17 protein-coding genes are annotated in these 15860 nt (G+C 61.0%); 14 read left to right on the plus strand and 3 right to left on the minus strand.

The genetic code is table 11. The annotated features are described in order from the left end of the window. Nucleotides 1-77 precede the first annotated feature (77 nt). The 5 genes from ACLH0H_RS14490 (at nt 78) to purT (ending at nt 3317) form a co-directional block, all read left to right on the plus strand. Nucleotides 78-680 (plus strand): CoA pyrophosphatase, encoded by a 603-nt coding sequence (locus ACLH0H_RS14490; RefSeq protein WP_411378561.1) that lies wholly within the window; start codon nt 78-80, stop codon nt 678-680. A 36-nt stretch (nt 681-716) separates the two neighbouring features. Next, nucleotides 717-1241: a gamma carbonic anhydrase family protein gene (locus tag ACLH0H_RS14495; protein WP_411378562.1), complete on the plus strand. Its 525-nt coding sequence runs from the start codon at nt 717-719 to the stop codon at nt 1239-1241. Then, nucleotides 1238-1453 (plus strand): DUF1289 domain-containing protein, encoded by a 216-nt coding sequence (locus tag ACLH0H_RS14500; RefSeq protein WP_411378563.1) that lies wholly within the window; start codon nt 1238-1240, stop codon nt 1451-1453. Before ACLH0H_RS14495 ends, ACLH0H_RS14500 begins: the two co-directional genes overlap by 4 nt. A gap of 152 nt (nt 1454-1605) precedes the next feature. After that, entirely contained in the window at nt 1606-2073 is a 468-nt protein-coding gene (locus ACLH0H_RS14505; protein WP_032890779.1) for a VUT family protein, read from the plus strand. Nucleotides 2074-2135: 62 nt separating this feature from the next. Continuing rightward, a complete protein-coding gene (gene purT / locus ACLH0H_RS14510; protein WP_411378564.1) occupies nt 2136-3317 on the plus strand; it encodes a formate-dependent phosphoribosylglycinamide formyltransferase in 1182 nt (393 codons plus the stop codon). Between the two features lie 119 nt (nt 3318-3436). On the opposite strand, the gene ACLH0H_RS14515 is transcribed toward purT, so the two are convergent. The 3 genes from ACLH0H_RS14515 to ACLH0H_RS14525 form a co-directional block, all read right to left on the minus strand. After that, nucleotides 3437-4747, minus strand: a complete 1311-nt coding sequence (locus ACLH0H_RS14515) for an MFS transporter (RefSeq protein ID WP_307389446.1) — start codon at nt 4745-4747, stop codon at nt 3437-3439. Between the two features lie 275 nt (nt 4748-5022). Then, nucleotides 5023-6261, minus strand: a complete 1239-nt coding sequence (locus tag ACLH0H_RS14520; protein ID WP_411378565.1) for a transporter associated domain-containing protein — start codon at nt 6259-6261, stop codon at nt 5023-5025. Between the two features lie 12 nt (nt 6262-6273). After that, nucleotides 6274-7086, minus strand: a complete 813-nt coding sequence (locus ACLH0H_RS14525; RefSeq protein WP_076949832.1) for an inner membrane protein YpjD — start codon at nt 7084-7086, stop codon at nt 6274-6276. A gap of 234 nt (nt 7087-7320) precedes the next feature. Here ACLH0H_RS14525 and ffh point away from each other — a divergent pair, with 234 nt between their 5' ends. The 9 genes from ffh (at nt 7321) to thrC (ending at nt 15816) form a co-directional block, all read left to right on the plus strand. After that, nucleotides 7321-8697: a signal recognition particle protein gene (gene ffh, locus ACLH0H_RS14530; protein WP_411378566.1), complete on the plus strand. Its 1377-nt coding sequence runs from the start codon at nt 7321-7323 to the stop codon at nt 8695-8697. A gap of 251 nt (nt 8698-8948) precedes the next feature. Beyond that, entirely contained in the window at nt 8949-9200 is a 252-nt protein-coding gene (gene rpsP / locus ACLH0H_RS14535; protein WP_003175899.1) for a 30S ribosomal protein S16, read from the plus strand. A gap of 5 nt (nt 9201-9205) precedes the next feature. After that, complete coding sequence (gene rimM, locus ACLH0H_RS14540) at nt 9206-9742, plus strand: ribosome maturation factor RimM (RefSeq protein WP_411378567.1); 537 nt, start codon at nt 9206-9208, stop codon at nt 9740-9742. Next, nucleotides 9724-10497, plus strand: coding sequence for a tRNA (guanosine(37)-N1)-methyltransferase TrmD (trmD, locus tag ACLH0H_RS14545; RefSeq protein WP_178115171.1), 774 nt, complete (start codon nt 9724-9726; stop codon nt 10495-10497). The genes rimM and trmD overlap by 19 nt, the downstream gene beginning before the upstream one ends. Before the next feature lie 45 nt (nt 10498-10542). After that, nucleotides 10543-10893 carry a 50S ribosomal protein L19 gene (gene rplS / locus ACLH0H_RS14550; protein WP_003175895.1) on the plus strand — a complete coding sequence of 117 codons (351 nt, stop codon included), beginning with the start codon at nt 10543-10545 and terminating at the stop codon, nt 10891-10893. A 244-nt stretch (nt 10894-11137) separates the two neighbouring features. Further along, nucleotides 11138-12034 (plus strand): site-specific tyrosine recombinase XerD, encoded by an 897-nt coding sequence (gene xerD, locus ACLH0H_RS14555; protein ID WP_411378568.1) that lies wholly within the window; start codon nt 11138-11140, stop codon nt 12032-12034. 141 nt (nt 12035-12175) lie between these two features. Further along, the gene (locus ACLH0H_RS14560; RefSeq protein WP_411378569.1) at nt 12176-12907 is read left to right on the plus strand and encodes a thioredoxin fold domain-containing protein; all 732 of its coding nucleotides are present in this window, start codon (nt 12176-12178) and stop codon (nt 12905-12907) included. Nucleotides 12908-13035: 128 nt separating this feature from the next. Beyond that, nucleotides 13036-14340, plus strand: coding sequence for a homoserine dehydrogenase (locus tag ACLH0H_RS14565; RefSeq protein WP_076949826.1), 1305 nt, complete (start codon nt 13036-13038; stop codon nt 14338-14340). Nucleotides 14341-14406: 66 nt separating this feature from the next. Next, a complete protein-coding gene (gene thrC, locus ACLH0H_RS14570) occupies nt 14407-15816 on the plus strand; it encodes a threonine synthase (RefSeq protein ID WP_411378570.1) in 1410 nt (469 codons plus the stop codon). Nucleotides 15817-15860 lie beyond the last annotated feature (44 nt).

The following is a 15860-nucleotide window of genomic DNA, read 5'->3' on the forward strand; positions in this document are numbered from 1 at the left end:
CACCACGCCGGTTTTGGGCTTGGGCACCCGCCCGCTTTGGTGCATGATGCAAGGTAGCCAACAGACCGAGATGACTCATGCTGGACGAGCTACTTCGCCGGGTAAGCAATCACACCCCCCACACGCTGAAAACCGACGGACGTTTCCCCGAGGCCGCGGTGCTGGTGCCGATTACCCGCAGTGACGAACCTGAGCTGATCCTGACCCTGCGCGCCAGCGGCCTGTCGACCCATGGTGGCGAAGTGGCCTTTCCCGGCGGGCGCCGCGATCCCGAAGACCCGGACCTTATCTTCACCGCGCTGCGCGAGGCCGAAGAAGAAATCGGCCTGCCGCCCGGACTGGTCGAGGTGATCGGCCCATTGAGCCCTTTGATCTCCCTGCACGGCATTCGGGTGACGCCCTATGTCGGCGTCATCCCCGATTATGTCGAGTACCTGGCCAACGATGCCGAGATCGCCGCGGTTTTCAGTGTGCCTCTGGACTTTTTCCGACAGGACCCGCGCGAACATACCCACCGCATCGATTACCAGGGCCGCAGTTGGTACGTGCCCAGCTATCGGTTCGGCGAATACAAGATCTGGGGGCTGACGGCGATCATGATCGTCGAGCTGATCAACCTGCTCTATGACGACGCCAAGATCAGCCTGCACCAGCCGCCCAAGAGTTTTATCAATATCTAAGCCATCGTTTAAATGGCAACGCCGTGAGGGAACACCATGAAATACCGCCTGGGCGACGCCCGCGTCGAGACGCATCCACAGAGCTGGGTGGCCCCCAATGCCACGCTGGTGGGCAAGGTCAGGCTGGAAGAGGGCGCCAACGTCTGGTTCAACGCGGTATTGCGTGGCGACAACGAACTGATCCTGATCGGCAAGAACAGTAACGTGCAGGACGGCAGCGTCATCCACACCGACATGGGGTACCCGCTGACCCTGGGCACCGGCGTGACCATTGGCCATAACGCCATGTTGCATGGGTGCACGGTGGGCGATTACAGCCTGATCGGCATCAATGCGGTGATCCTCAACGGCGCGAAGATCGGTAAACATTGCATCATCGGCGCCAATTCGCTGATCGGCGAAGGCAAGGAAATTCCCGACGGTTCGTTGGTGATGGGCTCGCCGGGCAAAGTAGTGCGTGAACTGACCGAGGCGCAGAAGCGCATGCTCGAAGCCAGTGCCGCGCACTATGTGCATAACGCGCAGCGCTATGCGAGCGACCTGGTCGAGCAGGAAGAATGACGGCGGTTGAACGCCCGGTCGCTTCGCCCTGTGTGAGTATTTGCGCGCTGGACGATGACGATATCTGCACGGGTTGCCAGCGCACGGTGGACGAGATTACGCGTTGGAGCCGCATGGACAATGCCGAGCGCCGGGTGGTGTTGGGGTTGTGCTATGAGCGGGCGGTGGCAGGGGGAATGGTGTGGATGACTCCCGGCAAATCTGGCGCCTGAGCCATTGCTATCGCAGGCAAGCCAGCTCCCACATTTTGATTTGTGAATACATTCAAAATGTGGGAGCTGGCTTGCCTGCGATGAGGCCCTCCCGGACGACATATTTCTGATTGTGAAGTACCCTGTGCGGCATTACCCACAGGTCCATCCCCATGCTCTTCCTGATCGCCTACATCAGCAGCGTCGTGCTGATCAACTTCGCCTTCTCCACCGCCCCGCACCTGGATGTCATCTGGTCCGCCTGGGGCGGCCTGGTGTTTATCCTGCGCGACATGGTGCAAACCCGCTTCGGCCACGGCGCGATCATCGCCATGCTGGCCGCGCTGGTGCTGTCGTATGTGACGTCCGACCCGGCCATCGCCCTGGCCAGCGCCACGGCGTTCGCGGTGTCCGAGTGCATCGACTGGCTGGTTTTCAGCATCACCAAGCGTCCGCTGCACGATCGCCTGTGGATAAGTTCGGCGCTGAGCATTCCCCTCGATACCTTTATCTTTTTCGGCCTGATCGGCGCCTTGACCCCGGCAGTGGTGGGCACTGCCCTGGCGTCTAAATTCGCTGGGGTCACGGTGGTATGGCTGATCATGGCCTGGCGCATCCGCAAGCGCGCCGTCGCCAACTAAGGCCGCCGTTCATGTAAAATGCCGGCCTTTCTCCCCATGATCCGCTCCCCTGAGGACCTGAGATGACCCGAATCGGAACTCCATTGTCGCCAACCGCGACCCGCGTTTTGCTGTGTGGCTGCGGTGAGCTGGGCAAGGAAGTGGTAATCGAGCTGCAACGCCTGGGCGTTGAAGTGATTGCCGTGGATCGCTACGCCAACGCGCCGGCCATGCAGGTGGCGCACCGCAGCCACGTGATCAACATGCTCGACGGCGCCGCGCTGCGTGCCGTGATCGAAGCGGAAAAACCGCACTTCATCGTGCCGGAAATCGAAGCCATCGCCACCGCCACGCTGGTCGAGCTGGAAGCCGAAGGCTTCACCGTGATCCCGACCGCGCGCGCCACCTCGCTGACCATGAACCGCGAAGGCATCCGTCGCCTGGCCGCCGAAGAGCTGGACCTGCCGACCTCGCCGTACCACTTTGCCGACACCTTCGAGGACTACAGCAAGGCCGTGCAGGACCTGGGCTTCCCGTGTGTGGTCAAGCCGGTGATGAGTTCCTCGGGCAAGGGCCAGAGCCTGCTGCGCAGCGTTGACGACGTGCAGGCAGCCTGGGATTACGCCCAGGAAGGCGGACGGGCGGGCAAAGGCCGGGTGATCATCGAAGGCTTTATCGATTTCGACTACGAAATCACTCTGCTGACCGTGCGCCACATTGGCGGCACCACCTTCTGCGCCCCGGTTGGTCATCGCCAGGAAAAGGGCGACTACCAGGAATCCTGGCAGCCACAGGCCATGAGCCCGGTGGCCCTGGCCGAGTCCGAGCGCGTAGCCAAAGCGGTGACCGAGGCCCTGGGTGGTCGTGGTCTGTTTGGCGTGGAATTGTTCATCAAGGGTGATCAGGTGTGGTTCAGCGAAGTGTCGCCGCGTCCGCATGACACGGGCCTGGTGACCCTGATTTCCCAGGACTTGTCGCAGTTTGCGCTGCATGCGCGGGCTATTCTCGGCCTGCCGATCCCATTGATCCGTCAGTTCGGGCCTTCGGCTTCGGCGGTGATTCTGGTGGAAGGGCAGTCGACCCAGACCGCCTTCGCCAACCTCGGCGCGGCGTTGAGCGAACCGGACACGGCGTTGCGTCTGTTTGGCAAGCCTGAGGTGAACGGTCAGCGTCGGATGGGGGTGGCGCTGGCGCGGGATGAGTCGATTGAAGCGGCTCGGGCCAAGGCGACCCGTGCTTCGAAGGCCGTCGTAGTAGAGCTGTAGCACGCTGATCTTTCCCACGCTCTGCGTGGGAATGCCTCTTGTGACGCTCTGCGTCACGCTTTTGGGACGCGGAGCGTCCGGGGCCGCATTCCCACGCGGAGCGTGGGAACGATCATCGGTCAGGCGACCTTGTTCAAATCATTATCCCGCGTCTCTTTCAGGCACAGCACCGCAATCAAGCTGAGCAACGCCGCAGCCGACACATACCCCCCGACATAACTCAGCCCACCCATCGCCACCAGCTTGGTCGCGAAGAACGGTGCCGCTGAAGCCCCCACGATTCCGCCCAGGTTATACGCTGCCGAAGCACCGGTATAACGCACGCGCGTCGGGAATAATTCCGGCAGCATGGCGCCCATCGGCGCGAAGGTTACGCCCATCAGGAACAGTTCCAGCGCCAGGAACAACGCCACGGCCCAGGTCGAACCGTGGGTCAGCAGCGGCTCCATGGTAAAGCCCGACAAAATCGCCAGGACTGCACCGACGATCAGCACCGGCCTGCGTCCCCAGCGGTCACTGGCCAGGGCCGCCAGCGGTGTCGCCAGCCCCATGAACAGCACCGCAAAGCACAGCAGACCCAGGAAAGTTTCGCGGCTGTAGCCCAGGGTGGAAACACCGTAGCTCAGGGAAAAAGCGGTGGTGATGTAGAACAGCGCATAGCACACCACCATCGACAGGGCGCCCAGCAATACCGGCAGCCAATGTTGGCTGAACAGCTCGATCAGCGGCACTTTCACTGGCGCTTCTTTCGCGACGGCGTTGGCGAACACCGGGGTTTCATGCAACTTCAGGCGTGCATACAGACCAACCATCACCAGCGCTGCGCTGAGGATGAACGGAATGCGCCAGCCCCAGCTGCGAAATTGCTCGTCGTTCAGGCTCATGGCCAGGATCAGGAACAAGCCGTTGGCCGCCAAAAAGCCAATCGAAGGGCCTAGCTGCGGGAACATGCCGAACCAGGCGCGTTTACCCTTGGGGGCATTTTCGGTGGCCAGCAGCGCCGCGCCACCCCATTCCCCGCCGAGGCCCAGGCCCTGGCCGAAACGCAGCACACACAGCAGGATCGGCGCCCAGGCGCCGATACTGTCATAGCCCGGCAGCAAGCCGATCAGCGTGGTGCACACACCCATCAGCAGCAAGGACGCCACCAGCGTGGATTTACGCCCGATGCGGTCACCAAAGTGGCCGAACAGCGCCGAGCCCAGTGGGCGGGCGATAAAGGCGATACCGAAGGTCAGAAACGACGCCAGCATCTGCGCGGTGCCGGACGATTGAGGGAAGAACACCGGGCCGATCACCAGCGCAGCGGCCGTGGCGTAGATGTAGAAGTCGTAGAACTCGATGGCGGTACCGACGATGCTCGCCGTGGCGACCCGTGCCGTCGAGTTGGTCGGGGCGGCGGGCGCGGCCTCGTTATAGGTGGTGCTCATGGCGGTATCCCTGACGGTCATTGCGCGTTTGGACGCGGATTATTATTGGTCGTACACCCATGGGGCCGGATAGCACGCAGTCGGGCGGGGCTTTGGTCAGCCGCTGGGATTATAGGAAGGGGCTTTGCGATACAACAAGTGGCTCGCAGGGATCTTGAATTGAAACCGGTTCAATGTGGGAGCTGGCTTGCCTGCGATGGGATCGCCTCGGGTTACCTGAAAGACCGAGCCGCCGGCATCGCAGGCAAGCCAGCTCCCACATTGACCGAGTTGACTCAGGCGGCGACGGGCATTCTGCTGGTATGCCAGATCAACACCTTGCTCACCCGGTTGTCCTCGGTCTCGAGGATTTCCAGGCGGTAGCGCCCGATCTTCAGGCACACCGCGCAATCGGGGATGGTTTCCAGCGCCTCGGTCACCAGGCCATTGAGCGTCTTGGGCCCGTCGCTGGGCAGGTGCCAGTTGAGGCTTTTGTTCAAGTCACGGATCGAGGCGGCGCCATCGATGATGTAGCGGCCATCGGGCTGCGCCTCGATATGCGGATTGTCGCCACTCTGCTCGCTTTCGAATTCGCCGACGATTTCTTCGAGGATGTCTTCCAGGGTCACGATGCCCAGCACTTCGCCGTACTCGTCCACCACCATGCCCAGGCGTCGCTGCTGTTTGTGGAAGTTCAACAGTTGCAGTTGTAGCGGCGTGCTTTCCGGGACGAAGTACGGCTCGTGACAGGCGGCGAGCAAGGCCTCCTTGGTCAGGCTGGCATCGGCCAGCAAGTGCTGGATCTGCCGGGTGTTGAGCACCGCCTGGACCTGGTTGATGTCGCTGTGGAACACCGGCAGGCGCGTACGCTCGGACGTGCGCAATTGCTCGATGATCTCCTCGACCGAGTCGTCCAGGTTGATGCCGTCGACTTCGCTGCGCGGCACCAGGATGTCGTTGACCGTGATGTTGTCCAGCGCGTGGATGCCGGGCATGCCGAGGGTACGGTCTTCCTCGGCCTCGGGTTCGGGTTCGTTGTCGTGATCGGGCAGCGGGTCGTCGCTCTTTTTCACCACGCCGGATGTGCGTACGAACGGGCGCAGCAGCAACAGGCTGATGCCATTGAGCAGCCAGGCCAGCGGGTAGAGGATTTTCAATGGCACGCCCAACAGCGTATTGCCAAAGCCCAGCACCGCTTGCGGATGGCGCACGGCGAGAGCGCGAGGCAGGTAGTCGGCGAGTATCAGCAGGATTGCGCAAGAGATCAGCCAGCCCAGCCACGGACCGTTCTGCGCCCAGGCATAAATTGCCAGCAGGGTGCAAAGAATCACCACCGCGGCACGGCACAGGCTGTTGCACAGGATCAGGCTATGGCGCGGGAAACTCAGGCGGGCGGCAGCCTTGTCGCCCTGGCGTGTTCCAGGGCGCAGGGCCAGTAAGTGTTGCTGTGCGGCTTCGATGGCGGTAAACAGCGCGGCCCATAACACCAGCAGGGCGATTACCGCGAGCATCGGCTCCAGGGGCAAGTTGTCCATGATCGCTGCTCGTCAGATATGCAGGATGTATTCGCGGACCAGCTTGCTGCCGAAATAGGCCAGCATCAGCAGGCAGAAGCCGGCCAGGGTCCAGCGGATCGCCTTGTGCCCGCGCCAGCCGAGGCGGTTGCGGCCCCACAACAGTACGCTGAACACCACCCAGGCCAGGCACGCCAGCAAGGTTTTGTGCACCAGATGCTGGGCGAACAGGTTTTCGACGAACAGCCAGCCGGAGATCAGCGACAGCGAGAGCAGCGTCCAGCCGGCCCACAGGAAACCGAACAGCAGGCTTTCCATGGTTTGCAGCGGCGGGAAGTTCTTGATCAGCCCGGACGGATGCTTGTGCTTGAGCTGGTGGTCCTGCAGCAGCAGGAGCAGGGCCTGGAACACCGCAATGGTGAACATCCCGTAGGCCAGGATCGACAGGAGGATATGCGCGAGGATGCCCGGCTCTTCATCGATCACCTGCACGGTGCCGGTGGGGGCGAAGTGCGCCAGCAGCACCGTCAGCATGCCCAGCGGGAACAGCAGCACCAGCAGGTTCTCGACGGGAATGCGGTAGCAGGCCAGCAGGGTCAGTGCGATGACGGCGGCGGCAATCAGGCTGGCGGCGCTGAAAAAATCCAGGCCCAGGCCGACGGGGGTCATCAGGTGCGTGAACAGGCTGGCGGCGTGGGCCAGCAGGGCGAGGACGCCCAGGCCGACCAGCAGGCGTTTGTCCGCCTTGGTGCCTTGGGCCAGACGAGTGCCCTGATAAAGAGTCGCAGCGGCATACAAAATGGCGGCGGCGAGGCTGGGTAGCAAACTGGGTGACAAAGGGAGCATAAATCCTGATAGGCAAGCCCGAAAGGCGCTGAGTTTGGCATACCCAGGCCGTGCACGAAAGACTCCCGGGCCAGACAGCGGGTGTGCATGGGCGCAGTCTTCGCTATAATCCGCGACCTGCCCACGCCGCAGGCTCGCCGAGCGCTGTGTTTAACAGCGATTTACCACAGCCTGGGCCGCCATTACCTCGGTCTACCAATGCATTTCGATGAATAGGGCCTGAAAGGATCGCGCATGTTTGAAAACCTGACTGACCGTCTCTCGCAGACGCTGCGCCACGTAACCGGCAAGGCCAAGCTGACCGAGGACAATATTAAAGACACCCTGCGCGAAGTGCGCATGGCGTTGCTGGAAGCCGACGTGGCCTTGCCGGTGGTGAAGGACTTCGTCAACTCGGTCAAAGAGCGCGCGGTGGGCACCGAAGTGTCCCGAAGCCTGACACCGGGCCAGGCCTTCGTGAAGATCGTCCAGGCCGAACTCGAAAGCCTGATGGGCGCGGCCAACGAAGATCTGAACCTCAGCGCCGTGCCACCGGCCGTCGTATTGATGGCCGGTCTGCAAGGCGCGGGTAAGACCACCACCGCCGGCAAGCTGGCGCGCTTCCTTAAAGAGCGCAAGAAGAAGTCGGTGATGGTGGTGTCGGCCGACGTTTACCGCCCGGCGGCCATCAAGCAGTTGGAAATGCTTGCCAGCGAAGTGGGCGTGACCTTCTTCCCGTCCGACCTGAGCCAGAAGCCGGTCGACATCGCCAGCGCGGCGATTAAAGAAGCCAAGCTCAAGTTCATCGACGTGGTCATCGTCGACACCGCCGGTCGCCTGCACATCGATGAAGAGATGATGGGTGAGATCAAGGCGCTGCATGCCGCGATCAACCCGGTCGAGACGCTGTTCGTGGTCGACGCCATGACCGGCCAGGATGCGGCCAACACCGCCAAGGCCTTCGGTGATGCACTGCCGCTGACCGGCGTGATCCTCACCAAGGTCGACGGCGACGCCCGTGGCGGTGCGGCGCTGTCGGTACGCGCCATCACCGGCAAGCCGATCAAGTTCATCGGCATGGGCGAGAAGAGCGAAGCGCTCGAGCCGTTCCACCCGGAACGTATCGCCTCGCGCATCCTCGGCATGGGCGACGTGCTCAGCCTGATCGAACAGGCCGAAGCGACGCTCGACAAGGACAAGGCCGACAAGCTTGCTAAAAAGCTGAAGAAAGGCAAGGGCTTCGACCTCGAAGACTTCCGTGACCAGCTGCAACAGATGAAGAATATGGGCGGTCTTGGCGGCCTGATGGACAAGCTGCCCAACATCGGCGGTGTGAACCTGGCGCAAATGGGCAACGCCCAGGGTGCGGCAGAGAAGCAGTTCAAGCAGATGGAAGCCATCATCAACTCCATGACCCCGGCCGAGCGCCGCGACCCTGAGCTGATCAGCGGTTCGCGCAAACGCCGGATCGCCATGGGCTCCGGCACCCAGGTGCAGGACATCGGGCGCTTGATCAAGCAGCACAAGCAGATGCAGAAGATGATGAAGAAATTTTCCACAAAAGGCGGAATGGCCAAGATGATGCGCGGCATGGGCGGTATGTTGCCCGGCGGCGGCATGCCGAAAATGTAAAGTATTCGAGCGCAAGCCCGGCTTGCGCTCCGACCCACAGGGATGTGGGATCTCCAGCAAACCCGCCGTTGGCGGGGGCTGACCTGCCGTTTTAACCGACGGCTCTATAGCAGATCTGAACCGCACGCCCATAGGCGCCGGAAAAAGACATTTGCAAAAGTCCGGATATTCCTTAGAATATGCGGCCTTTCGGGCACCTATGCCCGCTGTGCATTTAGATTTGCAGCACCGACTACAGGAACGATGTTCACATGCTAACAATCCGTCTTGCCCTTGGCGGCTCCAAAAAGCGCCCGTTTTACCACTTGACCGTAACCGACAGCCGCAACCCGCGCGACGGTTCGCACAAGGAACAGGTTGGTTTCTTCAACCCTGTTGCTCGTGGTCAGGAAGTTCGTCTGTCCGTGAACCAAGAGCGCGTAGCCTACTGGCTGAGCGTGGGTGCACAGCCATCCGAGCGCGTTGCAAAGTTGTTGAAGGACTCGGCTAAGGCCGCAGCCTGAGCAATATGAACGCGACGCCGACTGTTGCTGATGATTTGATCGTTATCGGCAAGATTTACTCTGTTCATGGCGTTCGCGGCGAAGTGAAGGTGTATTCCTTTACTGATCCGACTGAAAACCTGTTGCAGTACAAAACCTGGACGCTCAAGCGCGAGGGTAATGTGAAACAGGTCGAGCTGGTCAGTGGACGCGGGAGCGACAAGTTCCTGGTCGCAAAGCTCAAGGGTCTCGATGATCGTGAAGAAGCACGTCTTCTGGCGGGTTATGAGATCTGCGTGCCGCGCAACCTGTTCCCTGAATTGACCGACGGCGAGTACTACTGGTACCAGCTGGAAGGTCTGAAGGTTATCGATCAACTCGGGCAACTGTTCGGGAAAATCGATCATCTTCTGGAAACCGGCGCCAATGATGTAATGGTGGTCAAGCCTTGCGCTGGCAGCCTGGATGATCGCGAACGCCTGTTGCCTTATACGAAGCAATGCGTGTTGGCTGTTGACCTGGAAGCGGGCGAGATGAAGGTGGAATGGGACGCGGACTTCTAAGCGTGGCTAATTTGCGCATTGAAGTGATCAGTTTGTTTCCCGAGATGTTTTCCGCCATCAGCGAGTACGGCATCACCAGTCGGGCGGTGAAACAGGGGCTGTTGCAGCTCACCTGTTGGAACCCGCGAGACTACACGACGGATCGACATCACACTGTGGACGATCGCCCATTTGGCGGTGGCCCGGGCATGGTGATGAAGATCAAGCCCCTGGAAGACGCGTTGGCCCAGGCCAAGGCCGCCGCCGGGGAGAAGGCGAAGGTGATTTACCTGTCCCCTCAAGGCCGCCAGCTGAAACAGGCTGGGGTTCGCGAACTGGCGAATGAGGACGCACTGATCCTGATTGCCGGTCGCTATGAAGGCATTGACGAGCGCTTTATTGAGGCTCATGTCGATGAAGAGTGGTCGATTGGGGACTATGTATTGTCTGGCGGCGAGCTGCCGGCAATGGTCCTGATAGATGCGGTTACACGACTGCTGCCTGGAGCTTTAGGGCATGCGGACTCCGCGGAGGAAGATTCCTTCACGGATGGTTTGCTGGATTGCCCGCACTACACCCGACCGGAGGTGTATGCGGATCAGCGTGTTCCCGACGTATTGCTAAGTGGCAATCACGCACACATCCGGCGTTGGCGTTTACAGCAGTCCCTTGGTCGGACCTATGAACGACGCGCCGATCTTCTGGAAAGCCGCTCGCTTTCTGGAGAAGAGAAGAAGCTGCTCGAGGAATACATCCTCGCGCGGGACGATAGTTAACAACGTATCGATGGTAGGTCCATTGACTTACCTTAGGAGCACAGCATGACTAACAAAATCATCCTTGCACTCGAAGCAGAGCAGATGACCAAAGAGATCCCTACCTTTGCCCCGGGCGACACCATTGTCGTTCAGGTGAAAGTGAAGGAAGGCGACCGTTCGCGTCTGCAAGCGTTCGAAGGCGTGGTAATCGCCAAGCGTAACCGTGGTGTGAACAGTGCTTTCACTGTTCGTAAAATCTCCAACGGTGTTGGCGTAGAGCGTACTTTCCAGACCTACAGCCCGCAGATCGACAGCATGGCTGTGAAACGTCGCGGTGACGTACGCAAAGCCAAGCTGTACTACCTGCGTGACCTGTCCGGTAAAGCAGCTCGCATCAAGGAAAAACTGGCTTAAGTCCAGCTTTCCGATGCAGAAAAAAGCAGCCTGCGGGCTGCTTTTTTGTGCCTGCAATTTGTCAGAAGGCTCCCAGGTATATGCAATCCAACTGTAGGAGCGAGCTTGCTCGCGAAAAAAACTCAACGATAACGCGTATTTCCCGAGTGAGCGCGGCGCCTGTGAGTTTTTCGCGAGCAAGCTCGCTCCTACAATAGACCTCATTCGCTTAACTGACTGTCACATCACCTTGCCTTGAGCCCCTATGCCCGCCATTGACCACCCCTTGATCGACCGCTTCCTCGACGCTCTCTGGCTGGAAAAAGGCCTGTCGGACAACACCCGCCAGGCTTACCGCAGTGACTTGGCCTTGTTCAATGGCTGGCTACAGGAAAAAAACCTTGAACTGATCAATGCCGGACGCGAGCTGATCCTCGATCACTTGGCCTGGCGCCTTGAGCAGAACTACAAGCCACGTTCAACTGCGAGATTTCTCTCCGGGGTGCGTGGCTTTTATCGCTATCTGTTGCGTGAAAAGCTGATAGTGGTCGACCCGACTCTACAAGTCGACATGCCACAGTTAGGTAGGCCTCTTCCCAAGTCTTTGTCGGAAAGTGACGTGGAGGCCTTGCTCGCCGCCCCCGACCTGAGCGAGGCCATCGGTCAGCGCGACCGCGCCATGTTGGAGGTCCTGTACGCCTGCGGCCTGCGGGTCACCGAGCTGATCAGCCTGACCCTGGAGCAAGTCAACCTGCGCCAGGGTGTGTTGCGGGTGATGGGCAAGGGCAGCAAGGAGCGGCTGGTGCCGATGGGCGAGGAGGCGATTGTGTGGGTCGAGCGCTATATGCGTGATGCCCGCCATGAGCTGCTTGGGGGGCGTCCCAGCGATGTGGTGTTCCCCAGTCAGCGCGGAGAGCAGATGACACGGCAGACGTTCTGGCACCGCATCAAGCACCAGGCCAAGGTCGCCGGGATCGGCAAGGCATTGTCGCCCCACACGTTGCGCCATGCCTTCGCCACGCATTTGCTCAACCACGGCGCGGACCTGCGCGTAGTGCAAATGCTGCTCGGCCACAGTGACTTATCCACGACCCAGATCTACACCCACGTAGCGCGCGCGCGTTTGCAGGAAATGCACGCCAAGCACCACCCGCGCGGCTGAAAATCGCCAATTTATCCAGCCACCGGCTGCCCCGCGGCCCAACTGTGGTAGGCTTTGCCGGTTAGCAAAGGCGATGGTTCACACCCGAGTTTCCAATCGGCGTTTCTGTACCCGTCCCTGCATCTGCCTTCAGGAGTTCCCATGCGCTTGACCCAGATCATTGCCGCCGCAGCCATTGCGTTGGTGTCCACCTTTGTTGTCGCCGATGACGCTGCCGAGCAGACCATCCGCAAGAGCCTGGCCAACCTGGAGCTCGACACGCCAATCGAAAGCATCAGCGCCAGCCCGATGGCCGGCTTGTATGAAGTCAAGCTCAAGGGCAGCCGCGTGCTGTACGCCAGTGCCGACGGCCAGTACATCGTCCAAGGCTACCTGTTCCAGTTGAAGGACGGCAAGCCGGTCAACCTGACCGAGAAAGCCGAGCGCCTGGGCGTGTCGAAGCTGATCAACGGCATCCCCGTGGCTGAAACCGTGGTTTACCCGGCCATCGGCGAGACCAAGACCCACATAACCGTGTTCACCGACACCACCTGCCCGTACTGCCACAAGCTGCACGCCGAAGTGCCTGCGCTGAACAAGCTGGGCGTGGAAGTGCGCTACGTCGCGTTCCCGCGCCAGGGCCTCGGTTCGCCGGGTGACGAGCAACTGCAAGCCGTGTGGTGTTCGGCTGACAAGAAGGCGGCCATGGACAAGATGGTCGACGGCAAGGAAATCAAGGCGGCCAAATGCGATAACCCGGTTTCCCGGCAGTTCGCCCTGGGCCAGTCCATCGGCGTGAACGGCACACCGGCCATCGTTTTGGCGGACGGCCAGGTCATTCCGGGCTACCAGCCGGCGCCACAAGTTGCCAAACTGGCGCTCAGTGCCAAATAAACCAGCATCGTCGAACCTTTGACGATCATGGCCCGTGGACAAGTCGACGGGCCGTTAATTGAAAGCCGCGGTTGTGCGGCTGTTTTCCACGGCCGACCTAGCGTCGGCCGTTTCATGGGGAGTTTTCAGTGAAACCGGTCAAAGTAGGCATCTGTGGGTTAGGGACCGTCGGTGGCGGTACCCTCAACGTACTTCAGCGTAACGCTGAGGAAATTTCCCGCCGCGCAGGCCGTGGGATTGAAGTGGCGCAAATTGCCACGCGTTCGCCAAAGCCTCAGTTCGAAACGACCGGTATCGCGATTACCAACGATGTCTTCGCCGTGGCCACCAACCCTGAAATCGACATCGTCATCGAGCTGGTGGGTGGCTACACCGTGGCCCGCGAGCTGGTGCTCAAGGCCATCGACAACGGCAAGCACGTGGTTACCGCCAACAAGGCGCTGATCGCCGTGCACGGCAACGAGATCTTCGCCAAGGCGCGCGAGAAGGGTGTGATCGTCGCGTTCGAAGCGGCGGTGGCCGGTGGCATCCCGGTGATCAAGGCGATCCGTGAAGGCCTGTCTGCCAACCGTATCAACTGGGTCGCCGGCATCATCAACGGCACGGGTAACTTCATCCTTACCGAAATGCGCGAGAAGGGCCGTACCTTCGAAGACGTGCTGGCCGAAGCCCAGGCCCTGGGCTACGCCGAAGCCGACCCGACGTTTGACGTGGAAGGCATCGACGCGGCCCACAAGCTGACCATCCTGGCGTCCATCGCCTTTGGTATCCCGCTGCAGTTCGACAAGGCCTACACCGAAGGCATCACCAAGCTGACCACCGCCGACGTGAACTACGCCGAAGCCCTGGGCTACCGCATCAAGCACCTGGGCGTTGCACGCAGCACGCCAGCGGGTATCGAGCTGCGCGTGCACCCGACGCTGATCCCGGCCGACCGCCTGATCGCCAACGTCAATGGCGTGATGAACGCGGTGATGGTCAATGGCGACGCCGCCGGTTCGACCTTGTTCTACGGTGCCGGCGCCGGCATGGAGCCGACCGCTTCGTCGGTGATCGCCGACCTGGTGGACGTGGTCCGCGCCATGACCAGCGACCCGGAAAACCGCGTACCGCACCTGGCCTTCCAGCCGGATTCGCTGTCGGCCCACCCGATCCTGCCGATCGAAGCCTGCGAAAGCGCCTACTACCTGCGCATCCAGGCCCAGGATCACCCCGGCGTGTTGGCCCAGGTGGCCAGCATCCTGTCGGAGCGCGGGATCAACATCGAATCGATCATGCAGAAGGAAGTCGAGGAGCAAAACGGCCAGGTGCCGATGATCCTGCTGACCCACCGCGTGCTCGAGCAGCACATCAACGATGCCATCGCCGCTCTGGAAGCCCTGCAGGGCGTGGTGGGCCCGGTGGTGCGGATTCGCGTCGAACACTTGAACTAACCGATTTGTCCAAGGGGCCCCGTGCGTTCGGCGGCCTCTGTTCTGGAATGTTTAGAGGAACCAGTCATGCGTTATATCAGCACCCGCGGCCAGGCACCGGCCCTGAATTTTGAAGACGTCTTGCTCACAGGCCTTGCTACCGACGGCGGCCTGTACGTGCCGGAAAACCTGCCACGCTTCACCCAGGAAGAAATCGCCTCCTGGGCCGGCCTGCCGTACCACGAGTTGGCGTTCCGGGTGATGCGCCCGTTCGTCACCGGCAGTATTCCGGATGCGGATTTCAAGAAGATTCTCGAAGAAACGTACGGCGTGTTTTCCCACAGCGCCATCGCCCCCCTGCGCCAACTGAGCGGCAATGAGTGGGTGCTGGAACTGTTCCACGGCCCGACGCTGGCGTTCAAGGATTTCGCCCTGCAACTGCTCGGTCGCCTGCTCGACTACGTGTTGGAAAAGCGCGGCGAACGCGTGGTGATCATGGGCGCCACTTCCGGTGATACCGGATCGGCGGCCATCGAAGGCTGCAAGCACTGCGAAAACGTCGACATCTTCATCCTGCACCCGCACCAGCGTGTGTCCGAAGTGCAGCGTCGCCAGATGACCAGCATCTTCGGTGAGAACATCCACAACATTGCCATCGAAGGCAACTTCGATGACTGCCAGGAAATGGTCAAGAACAGCTTCGCCGACCAGAGCTTCCTCAAAGGCACGCGCCTGGTGGCGGTGAACTCGATCAACTGGGCGCGGATCATGGCCCAGATCGTCTACTACTTCCACGCATCGCTGCAGTTGGGCGGCCCGGCGCGTTCGGTGTCGTTCTCGGTGCCGACCGGCAACTTCGGCGACATTTTCGCCGGCTACCTGGCGCGCAACATGGGCCTGCCGATCAACCAGTTGATCGTGGCCACCAACCGCAATGACATCCTGCACCGCTTCATGAGCGGCAACGGCTACGTCAAGGAAACCCTGCACGCCACGCTGTCGCCGTCCATGGACATCATGGTCTCGTCGAACTTCGAACGCCTGTTGTTCGATATGCACGGCCGTAACGGCGCGGCCATTGCCGAGTTGATGAACACCTTCAAGCGCGGCGGCGGCTTCAGCGTTGAGCAAGAGCGCTGGACCGAAACCCGCAAGCTGTTCGATTCCCTGGCCGTGGACGATGCGCAGACCTGCGAAACCATCGCGCAGGTCTACGCCCAGACCGGCGAGTTGCTGGACCCACACACCGCTATCGGCGTGAAGGCTGCCCGCGAATGCCGTCGCAGCCTGGATATCCCGATGGTGATCCTGGGCACTGCACACCCGGTGAAATTCCCGGAAGCGGTGGAGAAGGCGGGCGTTGGCAAGGCGCTGGAGCTACCCAAGCACCTGGCGGACCTGTTCGAGCGTGAAGAGCGCTGCACGGTGCTGACCAATGACCTGAAGGCTGTGCAGGCGTTTGTGAGCCAGCATGGCAACCGGGGCAAGCCGCTTTAAGGCAGGCCGCGTAGACAAGAACGCCGCTTTCCCTTCCTTGGGTC

The organism is Pseudomonas sp. MPB26, assembly GCF_046605355.1.
In the GTDB taxonomy this organism is placed as follows: Bacteria; Pseudomonadota; Gammaproteobacteria; order Pseudomonadales; family Pseudomonadaceae; genus Aquipseudomonas; species Aquipseudomonas cedrina.

Bases quoted from the DNA above. Each gene is read 5' to 3' on its own strand.
- ACLH0H_RS14490 (WP_411378561.1), top strand. From the start codon at position 78: ATGCTGGACGAGCTACTTCGCCGGGTAAGCAATCACACCCCCCACACG.
- ACLH0H_RS14495 (WP_411378562.1), top strand. From the start codon at position 717: ATGAAATACCGCCTGGGCGACGCCCGCGTCGAGACGCATCCACAGAGC.
- ACLH0H_RS14500 (WP_411378563.1), top strand. From the start codon at position 1,238: ATGACGGCGGTTGAACGCCCGGTCGCTTCGCCCTGTGTGAGTATTTGC.
- ACLH0H_RS14505 (WP_032890779.1), top strand. From the start codon at position 1,606: ATGCTCTTCCTGATCGCCTACATCAGCAGCGTCGTGCTGATCAACTTC.
- purT (WP_411378564.1), top strand. From the start codon at position 2,136: ATGACCCGAATCGGAACTCCATTGTCGCCAACCGCGACCCGCGTTTTG.
- ACLH0H_RS14515 (WP_307389446.1), bottom strand. From the start codon at position 4,747: ATGAGCACCACCTATAACGAGGCCGCGCCCGCCGCCCCGACCAACTCG.
- ACLH0H_RS14520 (WP_411378565.1), bottom strand. From the start codon at position 6,261: ATGGACAACTTGCCCCTGGAGCCGATGCTCGCGGTAATCGCCCTGCTG.
- ACLH0H_RS14525 (WP_076949832.1), bottom strand. From the start codon at position 7,086: ATGCTCCCTTTGTCACCCAGTTTGCTACCCAGCCTCGCCGCCGCCATT.
- ffh (WP_411378566.1), top strand. From the start codon at position 7,321: ATGTTTGAAAACCTGACTGACCGTCTCTCGCAGACGCTGCGCCACGTA.
- rpsP (WP_003175899.1), top strand. From the start codon at position 8,949: ATGCTAACAATCCGTCTTGCCCTTGGCGGCTCCAAAAAGCGCCCGTTT.
- rimM (WP_411378567.1), top strand. From the start codon at position 9,206: ATGAACGCGACGCCGACTGTTGCTGATGATTTGATCGTTATCGGCAAG.
- trmD (WP_178115171.1), top strand. From the start codon at position 9,724: ATGGGACGCGGACTTCTAAGCGTGGCTAATTTGCGCATTGAAGTGATC.
- rplS (WP_003175895.1), top strand. From the start codon at position 10,543: ATGACTAACAAAATCATCCTTGCACTCGAAGCAGAGCAGATGACCAAA.
- xerD (WP_411378568.1), top strand. From the start codon at position 11,138: ATGCCCGCCATTGACCACCCCTTGATCGACCGCTTCCTCGACGCTCTC.
- ACLH0H_RS14560 (WP_411378569.1), top strand. From the start codon at position 12,176: ATGCGCTTGACCCAGATCATTGCCGCCGCAGCCATTGCGTTGGTGTCC.
- thrC (WP_411378570.1), top strand. From the start codon at position 14,407: ATGCGTTATATCAGCACCCGCGGCCAGGCACCGGCCCTGAATTTTGAA.